Consider the following 18025-nt stretch of genomic DNA (forward strand, 5'->3'; position numbering starts at 1 on the left):
GTTCCCGGTCCTTCCGGCCCCGCAACGGTGCCCCGGCCGTTGCGGCTCTGTCAACGGCACAGTGAGAAGAAAAGGAGAACAGGCCCCGCCGGCTTCGCTGCCGCCGGCAGGGCCGGTCCCTCACGCGGACTTGATGTCGGCCAGGAAGCGCTCGATCTCCGCCCTGAGATGCCCGGCCTGCCGGGTAAGATCCTGCGACGAGACCAGCACCTCGCCGGCAACCGTCTTGGTCGTGTCGGCGGACCGCGCCACCCCGTCGATGATCGCGGTGACCGATTGCGTCGCCTTGGCCGCCTGTTCGGCGTTGGCGGCAATGTCCATCGTCGCCGTGCCCTGTTCCTCGATGGCGCCGGCGACGATGCTGGAGATGCGGCCCATGTCCTCGATCACCGTGGCGATCTGGCCGATGGAAGCCGCGGCGCCGTCCGTCACCGACTGCATGGTGCCGATCTGGCTGCCGATCTCGTCGGTGGCCTTGGCGGTCTGCGCGGCCAGATGCTTGACCTCGTTGGCAACGACGGCGAAGCCCTTGCCCGCCTCTCCCGCCCGTGCCGCTTCGATGGTGGCGTTCAGCGCCAGCAGGTTGGTCTGCGCCGCGATGTCGTGGATCAGCTGAACGACCGTACCGATGCGGCCGGCGGTCTCCACCACGGCGCGCATGGTTTCGCCGGCCTGCGCGGCGGCGCCGATGGCGGCCTGGGTGATCCGGCCCGACTCCTCGATGTGACGGCCGATGTCGCCGATGGAGGCGCGCAGCTGGTTGGCCGCCGACGCCACCGTCCCGACATTGCTCGCCGTCTGGTCGGCCGCAGCGGCGACGCTGGTCGCCTCGTGCAGCGTGCGGTCGGCGCCGTCGCTCATCGATCTGGCCGTCACCTCCAGCCCGCCGGCGGCGCTGGCCACCGCGCGGACGATGCCGCCGACCCGCGCATCGAAGCCGTCGGTCACCCGTTCCAGCTGGCGGGTGCGTTCCTCGCGCAGCGCGCGGACCCGCTCCTGCTCGGCATGAAGGTCGTCGGCCTTGATCAGCGCCTCCTTGAAGATCTGCATGGCCCCGGCCATCCGGCCGATCTCGTCATGGCGCTCCTGCGCCGGCACGGCCAGCGCACGCTCGCCCTGGGCCAGACGCTGCATGGCGTCGCACATCGACGACAGCGGGCGGGTGATGCCGCGGGCGAACAGAATGCCGCCCAGGCAGATGACCAGCAGCAGAGCGGCCCCGGCGCCGATCATGTTGTCGCGCATCGACCTGACCGGCGCCAGAATCTCGTCGACGCCGGCCTCCGCCAGCACCAGCCACTGGATGCCGTTGTGCGTCATCGGCCGATAGGCGGTCAGGGCGGGGACGTCGCCGGAGATGTTGGTCGCCTCGACCACGCCGGTGTGGTCGGGATCGCTTTTGATGACGCCCATGGCGCCGCCCTCATAGGGCTTCAGCACCGCCGGCCCCGTCGCGAATCGCGGCGTGCTGCGGAGCTTGCCGTCCTCGCCGACCAGGAAGGTGTCGCCGCTGTCCCCCATGCCGCCGGTCGCGCGCATGATGCGGTCGAGCCCGTTCGGCTCGATGCGGAAAACCAGGGTCGCGAGCATCTGCACGCTGCCGTCCGGCTGGCGCAGGGCCACCGGGGTGGCAAGGAAGGCCGACGGGGCGCCGCCGGCCGGCGCATAGGTGCTGAAATCGGCCGCCCGCGCCTCGTCCGGCTTGGGATCGCGCTTCACCGAGTCGGCCAGCGCGGCAAGCGGCCCCTCCGCGGCCGGCTTGCCGAAATCGCCGCCCTTCGCGGCGCTGTAGACCACCGTTCCGTCCTGCGACAGCAGCAGGACGTCGGCCAGCCCGCGGCGCAGCATCAGGTCGGTCATCCAGGAATGGAGCCGCAGATGCGCCATGTCGTACATGGTGCTGCCTTCCGGCTTCTCCATCTTGTAGCGCTCGGCCGGCGGGTTGGGGTTGTCGTCGACATAGCGCTTGCGCAGGAGGGTGCCGGGGTCGCCGCGGTCGCCCTCGATCCGCCAGCCGTTGCCCAGCGCCACCGCCGCGTCCCGCATCGACCGCGTGTTGGCGGTGAGGACGATGTCGCCCTCCAACCCTTCCAGATAGGACTGGACGCTGGCGGCGCGGGCGTCCGCCAGCGCCACCAGCTTGTCCTGTGCCGCGGTGCGCAGACGGTCGGTGGCCGCGGAATAGGCGAAGCTGCCGAGCAGCAGCGCCGCCAGCACCGCCGATCCGACCACAGCGCCGGGAATCTTGTGGCGCAGAAGCAATCTATTCAAGGTTGTGCTCCTCCCGTGCAGTCCAAGGTGCCGGTTGGCCCGGCTTAACTGGCGCTACAAGCGGCCGCTCCCTCCCACGAAATGGTTTCCAACCGAAGGGGCAGAACGCCACAGCGCCGTACACATACAATCCTATTGGCGAACTGTTAACAAACAGACACACAAGTTTAATCGTTTTGTTAAACGATCGTTCAAAATCCATTCGGCTGGCGCAATGAAACGTAACTTAGTAGAAAGGGGTTATGCAGAGCCGAGGATTTGATCGGGCGTCTGTTGGGAGGTCGGTCGATGTCACTTGCTGAGCGCAAGCTTTTTGTCGAGCGCTGGATTCGCTCACCACTGAAGGTCGCGTCGGTAACTCCAAGTGGACCTGAACTGTGCCGGGCGATGGCGAAGGCCGCCCAGTGCAGCCCCACGCGGCGTGTGGTGGAGCTGGGGCCGGGCACCGGTCCCGTCACCTCGGCACTGCTGAGCCATGGCGTCACGCCCGACAATCTGCTGATGGTGGAACTCGATCCCGCCTTCGCCGACCATCTGTCGATGCTGCACCCCAGTGCCACGGTGGTGCGCGGCGACGCGACGCGGGTTCACCGCATCGTCCAGGCCCATGGCTGGGAGACCTGCGACGCGGTGGTTTCCGGCCTGCCGCTGATCGCCATGCCGCTGTCGGTGCAGGCACGGATCGTGCGCGGCGCCTTTTCCGTGCTGGCGCCCGACGGCGTTTTCGTGCAATTCACCTACGGTCCCTTCGCCCCGGTCAATCCGGAACTGATCCGGCGGCTGCGGCTGAAGCCGCGGCGCCATGCCTGGATCGCCCGGAACCTGCCCCCGGCGTCGGTCTGGACCTTCCGCAGGCTGCCCTGACGACGAGTCATTTTGACCGCTGATACCGTACTGGACGAGGCGCGCGCCCTGATCGACGCGCGCCGTTACCGCCCCGCCCTGCGTCTGCTCCGCGGCGCACCCTCGTCCTCCGGGATCGAGCGGCTCCATCTGCTGGGGCTGGCCCATCTCGGCCATCGCGGTCCGGCCGCCGCCGTCGCCTGCCTGCGCCGGGTGCTGGCCGACGGCCCCGGAGATGCCGACCGGCTGGCCATGCTCGCCAAGGCCCATCAGGCCGACAACGCCCCCTTCCCCGCCGTCGGCTGGCTGGAGCGCGCGCTGCGCGTCGCCCCCGGACGCCCCGACCTGACCGCGGCGCTGGCCGGAGCCTTGCGCCGCGACGCCCGCTACAGCGACGCGATTGCCCTGACGCGCGAGGCGCTGGCCGCCGGCGACCTCTCCCCCGACATCCGCTTCGAGGCCGCCACCGCCGCAGCCTATCTCGGGCGCGACGGAGCGGCGCTGGCCCATTTCGATGCGCTGCTGGCCGACGATCCCGAGCATGCCGCGGCCTGGTTCGGCAGCCATGCCCAGGCGCTGCACGATCACGGCCCCGACGAGGCCCTGCGCCGCCTGCGCCGTGCCACGCGTTGCGGCGGTGCCGCCGGCAAATACTGGGGCTATCTCGCCGCCACCCTGCGGCTGCTCGGCCAGGATGCCGAGGCCGACGCGGTGGAGGCGGCGGAGGTCGGCGACAACCCGAAGCGCCGCCCGCTGCCCGACGGGGTCAAGGCGCTGCTGCCGAAGCTCTCCGCCGACTTCCGGCTGTTCGGCAACAGCGGCCGGCTGCTGGGTCACGCGGTCGCATGCGCCGCCACGCCCGGACTGGTGCTGGAGTTCGGGGTCCGGCGCGGCACCTCGCTCGACCACATTGCAGACGCCGCAGGCCAGGAGGTCCACGGCTTCGATTCGTTCGAGGGCCTGCCGGAGGGCTGGGTCAACTCTCCCCGCGGCGTGCTGACCACCGGCAGCCAGCTGCCGCCGGTGCGCGACAATGCCCGCCTGCATGTGGGGTGGTTCGAGGACAGCCTGCCGCCGTTCCTGTCGGCCCATCCGGGGCCGGTGCGCTTCGTCAATGTCGACAGCGACATCTACGCCTCGGCCCGCACCGTGCTGACCGCGCTGGCCGACCGGGTGCGTCCGGGAACGATCGTCGTCTTCGACGAGTATATCGGCAACCGCAGCTGGCGCGACGACGAGTACCGGGCGTTCCAGGAATTCGTCGCGGAGAACGCGGTGCGCTACGAGTATTTCGCCGCCAGCCCCTACACCAAGCAGGTGGCGGTGCGCATTCTGGAAATCGGACACACAGGTTAAGGTGCGGCGGGGGCAGGGCGCCCCCGCCGCCGAAACACCCTCAGCCGGCCGCCTTCACCTGACGGCGGCGCGCATGCAGGACCGGCTCGGTGTAGCCGTTCGGCTGGACGCGGCCCTTGAACACCAGATCGCAGGCGGCCTGGAAGGCGATGCTGCCGTCGAAGTTGCCGGCCATCGGCTTGTACAGCGGGTCGCCGGCATTCTGCTTGTCGACGACGGCGGCCATGCGCTTCATGACCTCCATCACCTGGGCCTCGGTGCAGATGCCGTGGTGCAGCCAGTTGGCGATGTGCTGGCTGGAGATGCGCAGCGTGGCGCGGTCTTCCATCAGCCCGACGTCATGGATGTCCGGCACCTTGGAGCAGCCGACGCCCTGGTCGATCCAGCGCACCACATAGCCGAGGATGCCCTGGGCGTTGTTCTCCAGCTCCTGCCGGACCTCGTCCTCCGACCAGTTGGGGCGGTCGGCGAGCGGGATGGTCAGGATGTCGGACAGGGCGGCGGCCTGACGCTTGGCCAGCTGGTCCTGCACCTCGGCCACATTCACCGCGTGATAGTGGGTGGCGTGCAGGGTGGCGGCGGTCGGCGACGGCACCCAGGCGGTGTTGGCGCCGGCCTTCGGATGGCCGATCTTGGCGACCAGCATGTCGGCCATCAGGTCGGGCATCGCCCACATGCCCTTGCCGATCTGGGCGCGGCCCTTCAGACCGGCGCGCAGCCCGACATCGACATTGTTGTCCTCATAGGCGGAGATCCACTTGGTGGCCTTCATCGCCGCCTTGCGGACGACCGGGCCGGCCTCCATCGAGGTGTGGATCTCGTCGCCGGTGCGGTCCAGGAAGCCGGTGTTGATGAACACCACCCGGTCCTTGGCGGCGCGGATGCACTCCTTGAGGTTGACGCTGGTGCGGCGCTCCTCGTCCATGATGCCGACCTTGAGGGTGTTGCGGGCCATGCCCAGCAGATCCTCGACGCGGCCGAACAGCTCGTCGGCGAAGGCGACCTCTTCCGGCCCGTGCATCTTCGGCTTCACGATGTAGACCGAGCCGGCGCGGCTGTTGCGCAAGCCCCCCTCAGCCTTCAGATCGTGCAGCGCGATCAGCGAGGTGAAGACGCCGTCGAGGATGCCTTCCGGCGCCTCACTGCCGTCGGACAGCTTGACCATGTCGATGGTCATCAGGTGGCCGACGTTGCGGACCAGCAGCAGGCTGCGGCCATGCAGGGTGACGCTGCCGGTCGGCGTGGTATAGACGCGGTCCGGGTTCAGCTTGCGGACGACGGTCTTGTCGCCCTTGGGGAAGCTGGCCTCCAGCGTGCCCTTCATCAGGCCCAGCCAGTTGCGGTAGGCGACGACCTTGTCCTCCGCATCCACGGCAGCGACGGAATCCTCGCAGTCCTGGATGGTCGACAGCGCGGCTTCCAGCACGACGTCGGCGACGCCGGCGGCATCGTCCTTGCCGATCACGCTGCTGCGGTCGATGCGGATCTCGATGTGGGTGCCGTTCTGCACCAGCAGCACCGCCGACGGTGCCGACGCCTCGCCCTGCCATCCGACGAAGGCGGCCTTGTCCTTCAGGCCGGTCTTGCGCCCGTCCTTCAGCGTCACCGCCAGCGCGTCGCCCTCGACCGCATAGCCGGCGGCGTCGGCATGGCTGCCGTCGGCCAGCGGAACGCTGTCGTCGAGGAACTTGCGGGCCCAGGCGATCACCTGCGCGCCGCGGGCGGCGTCATAGCCGCCGGCCGCCGGGGTGCCGGGGATGGCGTCGGTGCCGTACAGCGCGTCGTACAGGCTGCCCCAGCGCGCGTTGGCGGCGTTCAGGGCATAGCGGGCGTTGGTGATCGGCACCACCAGCTGCGGGCCGGCGAGATAAGCGATCTCCGGATCGACGTTGCCGGTGCCGATGGCGAAGTCGCCGCCCTCCGGCACCAGATAGCCGATCTCGCGCAGGAAGGACTCGTATTCGGCCTGATCGAAGAGCTTGCCGCGGCGGGCGGTGTGCCAGCCGTCGATCTGCGCCTGCAGGCTGTCGCGCTTGTCCAGCAGCGCCTTGTTGCGCGGCGCCAGCTCGTGCAGAAGCTGGTCGAGGCCGGTCCAGAGACGGTCGGCGTCGACACCGGTCCCCGGCAGCGCCTCGTCATTGATGAAGTCGTACAGCGGGCGGGCGATTTCGAGGCCGCCACGGCGGATCCAGTTGCTCATCTCGTTGCGTGTCCCATTCTCTTGCGCTCGGTTCGCAGACTCCTCTCCGGGAGTCTTTGTCATCGGTTATCGCGTCTTCCGCGCGAGCCGGTCAACACAATGTCGCACCGCAGCGTATGGAGAAATGGTAGCAGGTGGCCGGCGCCGGACCGGCCGCGCTCACGCCAGCAGATTCAGCACCGCAGCCGATTGGGGGGCGGGCTGGGCAGCCAAGGCGGTGGCGGTCGACAGGGCCGGAGCCTCCGCCCCCTCCGCAGCGCTGCCGCCGGGCGCTCCGGTGACCCCGAGCGCCTGCCCAAGCTCCTTGGCCGACACGAGCGCCGCGGCGCGCAAGGCGTTGACCTCCTTCTGGGCGGCTTCGACCATCTTGTCGTCGGCCTTGAAGCCTTCCCGCCGCTCGCGCCGCCGTTTTTCCGACTCGTCCAACATGTTGGCGGCCTTCGCCTCGCCGATGATGCGCTTGGAGGTGGCGAGCACCCCCTCCACCCGCTGGCCGAAAGTGTCGGCCTCGCGGTAGCGCGACATCTTCATGGCATTGTCGGCCATCAGCTGCTGGATCATCGCGCTCCGCCCGCCGGGGCCGGCCGCCGCGGCGGCGGGGTGGCCGACAGCAGAGCGGCCATCGGCAGGCTGGCCGGCAGCGGACGGATCGACCTGTGACGGATCGGCGCCTGACGTGCTGGCGGCAGTCATCCCGCCATTGCCCAGGCCCGACAGCACATCCTCCACCATGCGGGCGATGTTGGCGGGCAGTTTGCCGTCCCGCATCTCCGCCGCACCCGCGGACTGGGCATCCGCATCGGCGCCGGCATCGGCCGCCATCAGGTCGGCGGCGTTTTCCGCGGAACCGGCGGCGGCCGATGCCCCCTCCCCCGTCGAGATGCCGATGGTCAGCGTCACCTCGGTCTGTTGCAGGGTCAGGCTGGTGGTGGTGCGGGTGATCGTCGTCTCCGACGACAGCATCGTGCCGCCGCCGGTGGTGGCGCCGGCATCGCCCGGCAGCCCCAGCTCCGCCGCGGCCTTGATCCCGGCCCCATATTCCTTGGCGGCGCGCCCGGCCTCGCGCGCCAGCAGCGCAGCCTCCCGCGCCAGGGTCGCCAGCTTCTGCGGATCGCCCTGGGCAAAGCGCATCGCCAGCTTCAATTGCTCGATCTTGCGTTCGACCTGCTCAAGCCGCGCGGCAGCCGCCTGCTTGGGCCCGCCGACCCGCCTCGCCTCCTCCAGCGCCGCCTGGGCGCTGGCATGGTCGCTCTGCCATTTGGCGGCAGCCTGGGTCAGCGCCTGCGCACGCTCCGCCTTCTGGGCGAGCTGGCCGTGGGCGTCCTTGGCCTGCAGCTCCTTCTCCCACGGCTTCTTCGCCTGCTGCAGGCGGAAAAGCCCGGCCTGACCGTCGGCCACCACGCTGAAGACGCTCATGCCGCCACCCCCCGGTCCGGCCGAACCAACTTGTTCGCGGCAAAGTTTAGCACAATCGCAGAAACTGTCCATTTCGCGCAGGGCGTGCGTGGAACCCCGAAGGCTCGGGCCGTGTTTCACTTCCCGACACCCGCTTCCGCAACGGGCGGTTCGATACCGCAGGCGCGGAGCCACGGAACACCGGAATCCCCGAGGAGGAAAGACAAGATGCCGAACCGCGACATGACCGGCACCGGCGGACCGACCCCGACCGGCTCCACGACCGGAAGTTCAACCGCTGGAAGCTCGCCGACCGGAAATCTCGCTGCCGGCAGCTCCAGCATCGGCGGCAGCGTCGATGAGATGAAGAAGTCCGTCAACCGTGCGGCCGAAGACGTAGTGGCCACCGGACGCGAGACGCTGGGCAACGCCCAGGGCCGCATCCGCTCGCTGCTGGAGCAGCAGACCGGCCGCGCCGCCGACCAGCTGGGCGGCGTCGCCAACGCCCTGCACAAGGCCGCCGAGCAGCTGAACGAGGAAAATGGCGGCGTGGTCGCCGATTACGCCGAGCAGGCGGCCAGCCGCGTCGAGCGTGTCGCCGACATGCTGCGCGACGCCTCCGTCGACGACATCGTCGGCGAGGTCGAGGGTTTCGCCCGCCGTCAGCCCGAGGTGTTCATCGGCGCCGCCTTCGCCGTCGGCTTCCTCGCCGCGCGCTTCCTCAAAAGCTCCAGCGACCGCCGCATGCACCGCGCCTCTACCTCGCTTCGCGGCACTGCGCACCCGTCGCAGACCGTGCGCACCGCCCGCGGCTCCTCCTATGACGCCGGCCGTGATACCGGCCGCGACACGGGCCGCAGCTCCGCCTCCAACCGGGGCATGGCCGGCGGCATCGGCGAGTCCGTCAGCCGCAGCACCCCGTCCCACAGCGCCGACACCCCGACGACGGGGTCGTCGGGTGTGAACACCGGCCATCTCGCCGGCCGCATGGACTCCGAACGCGGGTCGGAGCGTCTGGGAGAGCCGAAGCCGGCCGCCGGCCGCATCGGCATGCCGCTGTCCACAGCCCCGGCCTCGGTCACCGGCCACGGCGCCTCGCCATCGGCGGACACCGCTCTCGGCACCAGCACCATCGGCACGCCGGCCAGCGTGTCGGGTGCCGCCGGCAGCACCGTGAACTCCGGCGCCACCGGCATCGGCAGCGTCCAGGGCGGTAGCCAGGGCGGCCCTGCCGGGGCCACCTCCTCCACCTCCAAGCCGCAGGGTCAGCGTCCATGAGCGCCGCCGAGAACCGCTATGACGAGCCGCGGGATCCGCGGCAGGACCGGCCGCTCGCCGGCCTGTTCGCCGATCTCGCCCGCGAATCCGCCAACCTCGCCCGATCCGAGATCGCGTTGGCGAAGGCCGAGCTGACCGACAAGGCCTCCGAGGCCGCCGGTGGCGCGGCCTTCATCGCCGTCGGCGGACTGGTCGCCTTCGCCGGCGTCCTGGTCCTGCTTGCCTCCGCGGTTCTCGGCCTGTCCAACGTCCTGGCCCCGTGGCTGTCCGCGCTGATCGTCGGCGTGGTGGTTCTGGCGGTGGGCGGCATCCTGGCTTACGTCGGCAAGAACCGGCTGAGCCCCGCCAACCTCCGCCCCCGCCGCACCATGAACACGCTGGACGAGGACAAGCGCTGGGCGAAATCCCAGCTTGCCCGCTGAGGGGCCGGACGATGACGGACGACGATCGCAATCCTACAGCCGGCCGGACGGCCGGGCCGAAAGATCTCGACGCCCTGGAGGGCGACATCCGCGCCAGCCGCGCGCGCATCGGCGGCACCGTCGATGCGCTGCGCGACCGGACATCCCGTCTGCGCGACAGTCTGACGCGGTGGTCTCCCCAAACCCTGATGGAGAATTCCATGAAGCACACCTATTCGCCGTCGACGCCGGACACCCCGTCCCAGCGCGCCAACCTGCACCAGACCGACCGTTACGAAAGCGGCCAGACCGTCCATTACAATCGCCGCCAGTCCCAGTCCTCCGGTTCAGTGCTGGACAGCGTCACCGGCAACCCGATCCCGCTGGCGCTGGTCGGCATCGGTCTCGGCTGGCTGGCCCTGTCCAGCACCGGCTACGACCGCCGCATCGCCCGCTCCAGCACGGTCCGCAACGCCCGCCATCGCATGGGCGACGCCGTGGACTATGCCCGCGAAACGCTGAGCGACGCCGGCGAAAGCGTCCGCAACGCCGCCAGCTCGGCCTATGACAGCGCCTCTGGCGCGGTCAGCTCCGCCTACGACAGCGCCTCGGGCACCGTCAGCGGCATGGTGGGCGGTTCGGACAACGGCCATGTATCCGACCCTGTGTCCGGCCGGGGCGACCTCCACAACCAGCGCCAGTCGCAGGGCTATGTCAGCCGCGGCGTGTCGCGCCTGTCCTCGATGACCCCGTCGACCGACCATCTGCGCCACCGTGCGCACGACATGTCGACCGGCTTCTGGGATCTGATCGAGGATCATCCCATCGTCGCCGGCGCCATGGGCGTGGCGCTGGGTGCGGCCATCGGCGCCGCCCTGCCCGGCACGCGCTATGAGAAGCAGTGGGTCGGCGACTATGCCGACGAGGCGACCGAGCGGGCCAAGTCCATCGCCATGGACGCGCTGGACCGCGGCACCCGTGCCGCCCAGGCGGCCGCCCAGACCGTGGTCGAGTCGGCCAAGGAAGACGTCCGCGACGTCGTCTCCGAAGCCACCAGCGCCGCCCGCGAGGAAGTGAAGAAGCCGGGCTGACCCCCGCTTCCCTCGCCACAGGACCGACCCCGCGCCGCCCCGGCGCGGGGTTTTCCGCATTGGGGGTCTCTTTTGCCACCCTGCGGCAAACCGCCGCACCCTGTCCCCTGACCTGCGGCTTCGCTGTAGCGTGGGGACAATCGCGACGCTATAACCAAGCGGCGCTGACGGGTATTGCCGGCACATCAGCCATGCAAACCCGCGAAAGCCGCGGAAACCCTGCGCTTTTATCGACAAACGCCCCTTGCCCCCCGGAGCAATCAGGACTAAATTGGTCCTGTATTCGAAACCGGGGTGAAACGGGGTGCGGGCATGATCCGGCTGAGCAAGCTGACCGACTATGCCATCGTCGTGCTGAGCGAGATGGCGCGCCAGGTCGGCGCGGTCCATACCGTCGCCCATCTTGCCGACCGCACCGGCGTTCCCGCTCCAACCGTCGCCAAGCTGATGAAGGCGATGACGCCTGCCGGGCTCACCACCTCGCAACGCGGCGCTGCCGGCGGTTATGCGCTGAGCCGTCCGGCCGATGCAATCTCCATCGCGGAAATCATCACGGCGCTCGACGGTCCCATCGCGCTGACCGCCTGCGTCGACGGCGCCGACAGCCAGTGCGGGGTGGAGCAACTTTGCCCCATGCGCGGCGGTTGGGAAAAGGTGAACCGCGCCATCCGCGGCGCGCTGGAGGAGGTGTCGCTGGCCGACATGATGGTCCCGATCACCTTCCCGGCACCGGCAGCCGCAACGAATTCCACAGCCGCCCAGCCGGCCCGCCCTGCGCACTGAACGGCGCGCACCGAACAGCATTCTTGAGAAGGACGAGGCAAAGCCATGGCCGCCCAACCGGAAACCGTCGAGCAGGTCCGCGCCGTCACCGAGCAGAAGTACAAGTACGGCTTCACGACCGACATCGAGGCCGACGTCGCGCCGAAGGGCCTCAACGAGGACATCGTCCGCTTCATCTCCGCCAAGAAGGAGGAGCCGCAGTGGCTGCTGGACTGGCGCCTGAAGGCGTTCCGCGTCTGGCAGACGATGGAGGAGCCGCAGTGGGCCGCCGTCAGCTTCCCGCCCATCGACTATCAGGACGCGCATTACTATGCGGCGCCGAAGAAGAAGGCCGGGCCGAAGTCGCTGGACGAGGTCGATCCCGAACTGCTGAAGACCTACGAGAAGCTGGGCATCCCGCTGCGTGAGCAGGAGATCCTGGCCGGCGTCGAAGGGTCGGAGGGTAAGAGCCCTGCCATCGCCGTCGACGCCGTGTTCGACAGCGTGTCGGTCGCCACCACCTTCAAGGCGAAGCTGGAGGAGATGGGCATCATCTTCTGCGCGATCTCCGAGGCGGTGCAGAAGCACCCGGAGCTGGTGAAGAAGTATCTCGGCTCGGTGGTGCCCTACACCGACAACTACTATGCGACGCTGAACTGCGCGGTCTTCACCGACGGCAGCTTCGTCTACATCCCCAAGGGCGTGCGCTGCCCGATGGAGCTGTCGACCTACTTCCGCATCAACCAGGCCAACACCGGCCAGTTCGAGCGGACGCTGATCATCGCCGATGAGGGCGCTTACGTCAGCTATCTGGAAGGCTGCACGGCGCCCCAGCGCGACGAGAACCAGCTGCACGCCGCGGTGGTCGAGCTGGTGGCGATGGACGACGCGACGATCAAGTATTCGACCGTCCAGAACTGGTATCCCGGCAATGCCGAAGGTGTCGGCGGCATCTACAACTTCGTCACCAAGCGCGGCGCCTGCCGCGGCAAGAACTCCAAGATCTCCTGGACGCAGGTCGAGACCGGCTCGGCGATCACCTGGAAGTATCCGAGCTGCATCCTGCAGGGCGACAATTCGGTGGGCGAGTTCTATTCGGTCGCCATCACCAACAATTTCCAGCAGGCCGACACCGGCACCAAGATGATCCACATCGGCAAGAACACCCGCTCGACAATCGTGTCGAAGGGCATCTCGGCCGGCAAGGCGCAGCAGACCTACCGCGGCTTGGTGAAGATCCTGCCCAGGGCGGAGGGTGCGCGTAACCACACCCAGTGCGACAGCCTGCTGATCGGCGACCAGTGCGGCGCCCACACCGTCCCCTACATCGAAAGCCGCAACCGCTCCGCCCGCATCGAGCATGAGGCGACGACGGCGAAGATCAGCGAGGACCAGCTGTTCTACTGCCGCCAGCGCGGCATCTCGGAGGAGGACGCGGTGTCGCTGATCGTCAACGGCTTCTGCAAGGAGGTCCTGAAGGAGCTCCCGATGGAATTCGCCGTGGAGGCGCAGAAGCTGGTGGGCATCAGCCTGGAAGGCAGCGTGGGCTAAGGGCACTTCCCACCCACCGAAGAGAACGTGAAGACCGGACGGCGTGCCGGCGGCCTGAAGAAGACAACGAGGCGAAGACGATGATCGAAATCAAGAACCTGCACGCCACCGTGGACGGCAAGGAAATCCTCAAGGGCGTCGACCTGACCATCCGCCCGGGCGAGGTCCATGCCATCATGGGGCCGAACGGCGCCGGCAAGAGCACCATGTCCTACGTCCTCGCCGGCCGCGACGGCTACGAGGTCACGGAAGGGTCGGTCACCTATTACGGCAAGGACCTGCTGGCGATGGAGCCGGAGGAGCGGGCCGCCGAGGGCGTCTTCCTGGCCTTCCAGTATCCGGTCGAAATCCCCGGCGTCGGCAACACCACCTTCCTCAAGACCGCGATCAACGCCATCCGCAAGCATCGCGGCGAGAAGGAACTCGACGCCATGCAGTTCCTCAAGCTGATCCGCGAGAAGACCAAGGCGCTCGGCATGAGCGACGAGATGCTGAAGCGCGCCGTCAATGTCGGCTTCTCCGGTGGCGAGAAGAAGCGCAACGAGACACTTCAGATGGCGGTGCTGGAACCGAAATTCGCCATCCTCGACGAGACCGACAGCGGGCTGGACATCGACGCGCTGAAGATCGTCGCCGAGGGCGTCAACGCGCTGCGCTCGCCGGAACGCTCGATGCTGGTCATCACCCACTACCAGCGCCTGCTCGACTACATCGTTCCCGACCATGTCCATGTGCTGGCCGCCGGCCGCATCGTGAAGTCGGGTGGCAAGGAACTGGCGCTGGAGCTGGAGAAGAACGGCTACCGCGACTTCGGCGCGAGCGAGGCGGCGTGATGACGGCCAACCATTCCCCGCTCCACCCCATGACCTACTCGACGCGCGGCGCCGATCCGGCGACGGCGCCGGCCTTCCTGGCGCCGCTCGATGAGGTGGGCGCCGGCCTGCCCGGCAGCGGCCTGTCCTGGCTGACCGACCTGCGCGCCGCCGGACGTGAGCGCTTTGCCGCCGTCGGTCTGCCGACGATCAGGAACGAGAGCTGGCGCTACACCAACCTGCGCGACCTCGCCAAGACCAGCTTCCAGCCGGCCGCCCCCGCCGCCGCCGTGATCGATTTTCTGCCGACCGTGCGGGTCGAGGGGCAGGACGGTCCGCGTCTGGTCTTCGTCGACGGCCGTTTCCGCGCCGACCTGTCCTCGGTCGAGGGCCTGCCGCCGGGTGTGGAACTGCTGAGCATCGCCGCAGCGCTCAACAGTCACACTGACCTGCTGGCCGACCATATCGGCCGCCTCGCCGCGGCGGACGACCGTCCCCTGGTCGCGCTGAACAGCGCCTATCTCGCCGACGGTCCCGTCCTGCACGTGCCGGCTGGTGTCCAGGTCGAGCGGCCGGTCGAACTGGTCTTCGTCTCGGTTGGCTCGGAAGCTCAGGCGACCTCCTGCCATCCGCGCACGCTGCTGATCGCGGAGGCCGGATCGAAGGCGGTGGTGGTCGAACATCATGTCGGCCGCAGTGCCGGCACGACGCTGGCGAACCACGTCACCGAGGTGTTCGTCGGCGAGGGCGCCACGCTGCACCACTACAAGTCGCAGCGCGACGGCGGCGGCGCCATCCACCTGTCGCACATCGCGGCGACGGTGGCGACCGGCGGCTGCTACGACAATTTCATCCTGACCACGGGCGCCAAGCTGTCGCGCAACGAGGTGGTCAGCCGCCTGGACGGCACCGACGCCCGCACCCATGTCAGCGGCGGCTATCTGGTCCGCGGCACCCAGCATGCCGACACCACCACGCTGATCGTCCACGCCCAGCCCAACGGCACCAGCCGCGAGGTCTACAAGGGTGTGATCGACGACACCGCCCGTGCGGTGTTCCAGGGCAAGATCACCGTCTGCCCCGGTGCGCAGAAGACCGACGGCTACCAGTTGAACCGCGCCCTGCTGCTGTCCGACGGGGCCGAGATCGACAGCAAGCCGGAGCTGGAAATCCACGCCGACGACGTGAAGTGCAGTCACGGCTGCACGGCGGGCGAACTGGACGACGATGCGCTGTTCTACCTGCGCGCCCGCGGCATCGACCGCGACACCGCCCAAGGCCTGCTGATCGGCGCCTTCCTGTTGGAATCCCTTGAGGAAATCGCTGAAGAGTCGATCCGCGACGCCTTCCAGGGGATCGTGGCCGGCTGGCTGGAGGAGCAGAAGTAACCATGTCCGATGCCATCCTGAACCAAGCCTACGACGTGCAGCGGGTGCGGGAGGATTTCCCGATCCTCGCCCGCAGCGTCCACGCCAGGAAGGGAAAGCCCGGCAAGCCGTTGGTCTATCTGGACAGCGGGGCGTCCGCCCAGAAGCCGCGTCAGGTCATCCAGGCCATGACCCGCTTCCTGGAGGAGGATTATTCCAACATCCACCGCGGCGTCCATTTCCTGTCGCAGACCGCGACCGACCAGTTCGAGGCGGTGCGCACCAAGGTCGCGCGCTTCCTGAACGCGCCCAACGACCGCTGCATCGTCTTCACCCGCAGCTCGACCGAGGCGATCAACCTCGTCGCCAGCAGCTATGGCCGCACCTTCCTGAACGAAGGCGACGAGGTCATCCTGTCGATCATGGAGCATCACGCGAACATCGTTCCATGGCAGCTGCTCCAGGCCGAGAAAAAGATCGTCATCAAGGTCGTGCCCTGCGACGAGGACGGCGTCCTCGACATGGATGCCTACCGCAGCCTGCTGTCCGACCGCACGAAGCTGGTGGCGATCACCCACTGCTCCAATGTTCTGGGCACCGTCACCCCGGCCAAGACCATCGCCAGGCTGGCGCATGAGCGCGGCGTGCCCGTCCTGTTCGACGGCAGCCAGGCGGTGGTGCACGGCACGGTCGACGTGCAGGACATCGACGCCGACTTCTACGTCTTCACCGCGCACAAGCTGTATGGCCCGACCGGCCTTGGCGTGCTGTACGGCAAGTACGACCTCTTGAAGAAGATGCCCCCCTACCAGGGCGGCGGCGACATGATCGAGAGCGTCAGCTTCGAAGGCACCACCTTCAAGGCGCCGCCGTCGCGCTTCGAGGCCGGCACGCCGCCGATCACCGAGGTGATCGGGCTGGGCGCCGCCATCGACTATGTCGAGGCTCTTGGCCGCGACGCCATCGCCGCGCACGAGCACGACCTGCTGCAATACGCCACCCAGCAGCTGTCGCAGATCGACGGGCTGCGCATCGTCGGTACCGCGCCCGGCAAGGGGCCGATCATCTCCTTCGCGCTGGACGGCGTGCACCCGCACGACGTCGGCACCATTGTCGACCAGTATGGCGTCGCCGTGCGCGTCGGCCGCCATTGCGCCGAGCCGCTGGCCGAGCGGTTCGGCGTCGGACCGACCGTCCGCGCCTCCTTCGGCCTCTACAACACCCGGGAGGAAGCCGACGCCCTCGTCCAGTCCCTCCAGGCGGTCAAGGAGTTCTTCGGAGCATGATGGACGATCTGCGCGAGCTGTATCAGGAAGTGATCCTGGACCACGGCAAGCATCCCCGCAACTTCCGCCATCCCGACGACGCCAACCGCGAGGCGAAGGGCGAGAACCCGATGTGCGGCGACCGCTTCATGGTCTATCTGACCCTGAAGGACGGGGTGGTCGACGACGTGGCCTTCCAGGGCCGCGGCTGCGCCATCTCCACCGCCAGCGCCTCGATGATGACGGAGCTGGTGCATGGCAAGACGGCGGCGGAAGCGGAGAAACTTTTCCACGCCTTCCACGAGCTGTGCACCCAGGACGAGCCCGACATCCCCGACGGTGTCGACGACGAGACGATGGAAAAGCTGATGGTGATGTCCGGCGTGCGCCAGTTCCCGGTGCGGGTGAAGTGCGCGACCCTGGCTTGGCACGCCATGAACGCGGCACTCCATGGCGAGGCTTCGGCCTCCAGCGACCAGTTTTGATGGAGGGTGATGGAAATGCCCGATGAAGCCCTGACCCAGCGCCCGATGGCTCCCAACCCGGCCGAAGCCGAGGCGCAGTTGAAGGCCGACGCGGCGACCGATGCGACGACTGCGGCTCCCGAGTCCAAGGACTTCGCCCCGATGCCCCAGCCGCCCGAGGGCTACGACCCGCGGGAGGAGATCATGGATCGCGTCGTGGCGGCCATCAAGACCTGCTATGACCCGGAAATCCCGGTCGACATCTGGGAACTGGGGCTGATCTACCGTGTGGACATGGATGGTCAGCGCAATGTCGAGATTGATATGACGCTGACCAGCCCCATGTGTCCGGTGGCCGGCGAACTGCCCGAGCAGGTCCGTCAGGCCGTGCTGGGCGTCGAGGACGTCAACGAGGTCAAGATCGAGCTGGTGTGGGAGCCCCCGTGGCACCAGGGCATGATGTCCGAGGAAGCCCGCCTGCAACTGGATATGTTCTGAGCCGCATTAGGAGACCGTCACCATGGCCCGCCCCCTGCCCAAGGCGCTCACGATCACCGACGCCGCCGCGGAGCGCGTCAAGGCGCTGATGTCCAAGGCCACCGACGACATGGTAGGCCTGCGCATCGGCGTGAAGGCACGCGGCTGCTCCGGCCTCAGCTACGACGTTCAGTATGCCAAGGAGAAGATGAAGTTCGACGAGGTGGTGGAGGACAAGGGCGTCACCATCCTGATCGACCCGGCCGCCGTCATGTTCCTGATCGGCAGCGAGATGGACTATGTCGACGACAAGTTCCAGACCGGCTTCGTCTTCAAGAACCCGAATGAAAAGGGCCGCTGCGGCTGCGGCGAGAGCTTCCACGTCTGATCCGAGATCGCCCTCTCCCGCGCCAAGTCCCCTCTCCCCCCCGGGGAGAGGGTTAGGGTGAGGGGGGCGCGCGGCGATGATTCTCAAGCATCCAGCCCCCTCCG

The 18025-nt window shown here is 68.4% G+C and carries 16 protein-coding genes; 13 read left to right on the forward strand and 3 right to left on the reverse strand.

From position 1 onward, the window contains the following. Positions 1 to 120: 120 nt before the first annotated feature. Positions 121 to 2271 carry a methyl-accepting chemotaxis protein gene (locus tag ABNQ40_RS09340; protein WP_146255503.1) on the reverse strand — a complete coding sequence of 717 codons (2151 nt, stop codon included), beginning with the start codon at positions 2269 to 2271 and terminating at the stop codon, positions 121 to 123. A 387-nt stretch (positions 2272 to 2658) separates the two neighbouring features. Here ABNQ40_RS09340 and ABNQ40_RS09345 point away from each other — a divergent pair, with 387 nt between their 5' ends. Continuing rightward, positions 2659 to 3135: a ribose ABC transporter permease gene (locus tag ABNQ40_RS09345; RefSeq protein ID WP_109050621.1), complete on the forward strand. Its 477-nt coding sequence runs from the start codon at positions 2659 to 2661 to the stop codon at positions 3133 to 3135. A gap of 12 nt (positions 3136 to 3147) precedes the next feature. Continuing rightward, entirely contained in the window at positions 3148 to 4470 is a 1323-nt protein-coding gene (locus tag ABNQ40_RS09350; RefSeq protein WP_247879875.1) for a class I SAM-dependent methyltransferase, read from the forward strand. A 40-nt stretch (positions 4471 to 4510) separates the two neighbouring features. Here ABNQ40_RS09350 and ABNQ40_RS09355 read toward each other — a convergent pair whose 3' ends face one another. After that, a complete protein-coding gene (locus ABNQ40_RS09355; RefSeq protein WP_109050623.1) occupies positions 4511 to 6670 on the reverse strand; it encodes a malate synthase G in 2160 nt (719 codons plus the stop codon). 159 nt (positions 6671 to 6829) lie between these two features. After that, on the reverse strand, positions 6830 to 8086 hold the full coding sequence (locus tag ABNQ40_RS09360; RefSeq protein ID WP_109050624.1) for a hypothetical protein: 1257 nt from the start codon (positions 8084 to 8086) through the stop codon (positions 6830 to 6832). Between the two features lie 207 nt (positions 8087 to 8293). On the opposite strand from ABNQ40_RS09360, the gene ABNQ40_RS09365 reads away from it, so the two are divergent. The 11 genes from ABNQ40_RS09365 (at position 8294) to ABNQ40_RS09415 (ending at position 17921) form a co-directional block, all read left to right on the forward strand. After that, entirely contained in the window at positions 8294 to 9343 is a 1050-nt protein-coding gene (locus tag ABNQ40_RS09365) for a hypothetical protein (RefSeq protein ID WP_109050625.1), read from the forward strand. After that, positions 9340 to 9765 carry a phage holin family protein gene (locus ABNQ40_RS09370; protein WP_109050626.1) on the forward strand — a complete coding sequence of 142 codons (426 nt, stop codon included), beginning with the start codon at positions 9340 to 9342 and terminating at the stop codon, positions 9763 to 9765. The genes ABNQ40_RS09365 and ABNQ40_RS09370 overlap by 4 nt, the downstream gene beginning before the upstream one ends. 11 nt (positions 9766 to 9776) lie before the next feature. Continuing rightward, complete coding sequence (locus ABNQ40_RS09375) at positions 9777 to 10835, forward strand: hypothetical protein (protein WP_109050627.1); 1059 nt, start codon at positions 9777 to 9779, stop codon at positions 10833 to 10835. A gap of 312 nt (positions 10836 to 11147) precedes the next feature. Then, entirely contained in the window at positions 11148 to 11618 is a 471-nt protein-coding gene (locus ABNQ40_RS09380) for an SUF system Fe-S cluster assembly regulator (protein WP_098738191.1), read from the forward strand. A 45-nt stretch (positions 11619 to 11663) separates the two neighbouring features. Further along, positions 11664 to 13148, forward strand: a complete 1485-nt coding sequence (sufB, locus tag ABNQ40_RS09385) for a Fe-S cluster assembly protein SufB (protein ID WP_109050628.1) — start codon at positions 11664 to 11666, stop codon at positions 13146 to 13148. 80 nt (positions 13149 to 13228) lie between these two features. Then, on the forward strand, positions 13229 to 13981 hold the full coding sequence (gene sufC / locus ABNQ40_RS09390) for a Fe-S cluster assembly ATPase SufC (protein WP_098738189.1): 753 nt from the start codon (positions 13229 to 13231) through the stop codon (positions 13979 to 13981). Next, entirely contained in the window at positions 13981 to 15348 is a 1368-nt protein-coding gene (sufD, locus tag ABNQ40_RS09395; protein ID WP_247879876.1) for a Fe-S cluster assembly protein SufD, read from the forward strand. The genes sufC and sufD overlap by 1 nt, the downstream gene beginning before the upstream one ends. Positions 15349 to 15350: 2 nt before the next feature. Then, entirely contained in the window at positions 15351 to 16613 is a 1263-nt protein-coding gene (locus tag ABNQ40_RS09400; RefSeq protein WP_109050629.1) for a cysteine desulfurase, read from the forward strand. Beyond that, on the forward strand, positions 16610 to 17077 hold the full coding sequence (gene sufU / locus ABNQ40_RS09405; RefSeq protein WP_109050630.1) for a Fe-S cluster assembly sulfur transfer protein SufU: 468 nt from the start codon (positions 16610 to 16612) through the stop codon (positions 17075 to 17077). The genes ABNQ40_RS09400 and sufU overlap by 4 nt, the downstream gene beginning before the upstream one ends. A gap of 15 nt (positions 17078 to 17092) precedes the next feature. Beyond that, positions 17093 to 17554 carry an iron-sulfur cluster assembly protein gene (locus ABNQ40_RS09410; RefSeq protein WP_109491031.1) on the forward strand — a complete coding sequence of 154 codons (462 nt, stop codon included), beginning with the start codon at positions 17093 to 17095 and terminating at the stop codon, positions 17552 to 17554. A 22-nt stretch (positions 17555 to 17576) separates the two neighbouring features. Continuing rightward, complete coding sequence (locus tag ABNQ40_RS09415) at positions 17577 to 17921, forward strand: iron-sulfur cluster assembly accessory protein (protein ID WP_098738185.1); 345 nt, start codon at positions 17577 to 17579, stop codon at positions 17919 to 17921. Positions 17922 to 18025 lie beyond the last annotated feature (104 nt).

It is taken from the genome of Azospirillum sp. A23 (assembly GCF_042938965.1).
Lineage (GTDB): Bacteria > Pseudomonadota > Alphaproteobacteria > Azospirillales > Azospirillaceae > Azospirillum > Azospirillum melinis.

Bases quoted from the DNA above. Each gene is read 5' to 3' on its own strand.
- ABNQ40_RS09345 (WP_109050621.1), top strand. From the start codon at position 2,659: ATGGCGAAGGCCGCCCAGTGCAGCCCCACGCGGCGTGTGGTGGAGCTG.
- ABNQ40_RS09355 (WP_109050623.1), bottom strand. From the start codon at position 6,670: ATGAGCAACTGGATCCGCCGTGGCGGCCTCGAAATCGCCCGCCCGCTG.
- ABNQ40_RS09360 (WP_109050624.1), bottom strand. From the start codon at position 8,086: ATGAGCGTCTTCAGCGTGGTGGCCGACGGTCAGGCCGGGCTTTTCCGC.
- ABNQ40_RS09365 (WP_109050625.1), top strand. From the start codon at position 8,294: ATGCCGAACCGCGACATGACCGGCACCGGCGGACCGACCCCGACCGGC.
- ABNQ40_RS09370 (WP_109050626.1), top strand. From the start codon at position 9,340: ATGAGCGCCGCCGAGAACCGCTATGACGAGCCGCGGGATCCGCGGCAG.
- ABNQ40_RS09375 (WP_109050627.1), top strand. From the start codon at position 9,777: ATGACGGACGACGATCGCAATCCTACAGCCGGCCGGACGGCCGGGCCG.
- ABNQ40_RS09380 (WP_098738191.1), top strand. From the start codon at position 11,148: ATGATCCGGCTGAGCAAGCTGACCGACTATGCCATCGTCGTGCTGAGC.
- sufB (WP_109050628.1), top strand. From the start codon at position 11,664: ATGGCCGCCCAACCGGAAACCGTCGAGCAGGTCCGCGCCGTCACCGAG.
- sufC (WP_098738189.1), top strand. From the start codon at position 13,229: ATGATCGAAATCAAGAACCTGCACGCCACCGTGGACGGCAAGGAAATC.
- sufD (WP_247879876.1), top strand. From the start codon at position 13,981: ATGACGGCCAACCATTCCCCGCTCCACCCCATGACCTACTCGACGCGC.
- ABNQ40_RS09400 (WP_109050629.1), top strand. From the start codon at position 15,351: ATGTCCGATGCCATCCTGAACCAAGCCTACGACGTGCAGCGGGTGCGG.
- sufU (WP_109050630.1), top strand. From the start codon at position 16,610: ATGATGGACGATCTGCGCGAGCTGTATCAGGAAGTGATCCTGGACCAC.
- ABNQ40_RS09410 (WP_109491031.1), top strand. From the start codon at position 17,093: ATGCCCGATGAAGCCCTGACCCAGCGCCCGATGGCTCCCAACCCGGCC.
- ABNQ40_RS09415 (WP_098738185.1), top strand. From the start codon at position 17,577: ATGGCCCGCCCCCTGCCCAAGGCGCTCACGATCACCGACGCCGCCGCG.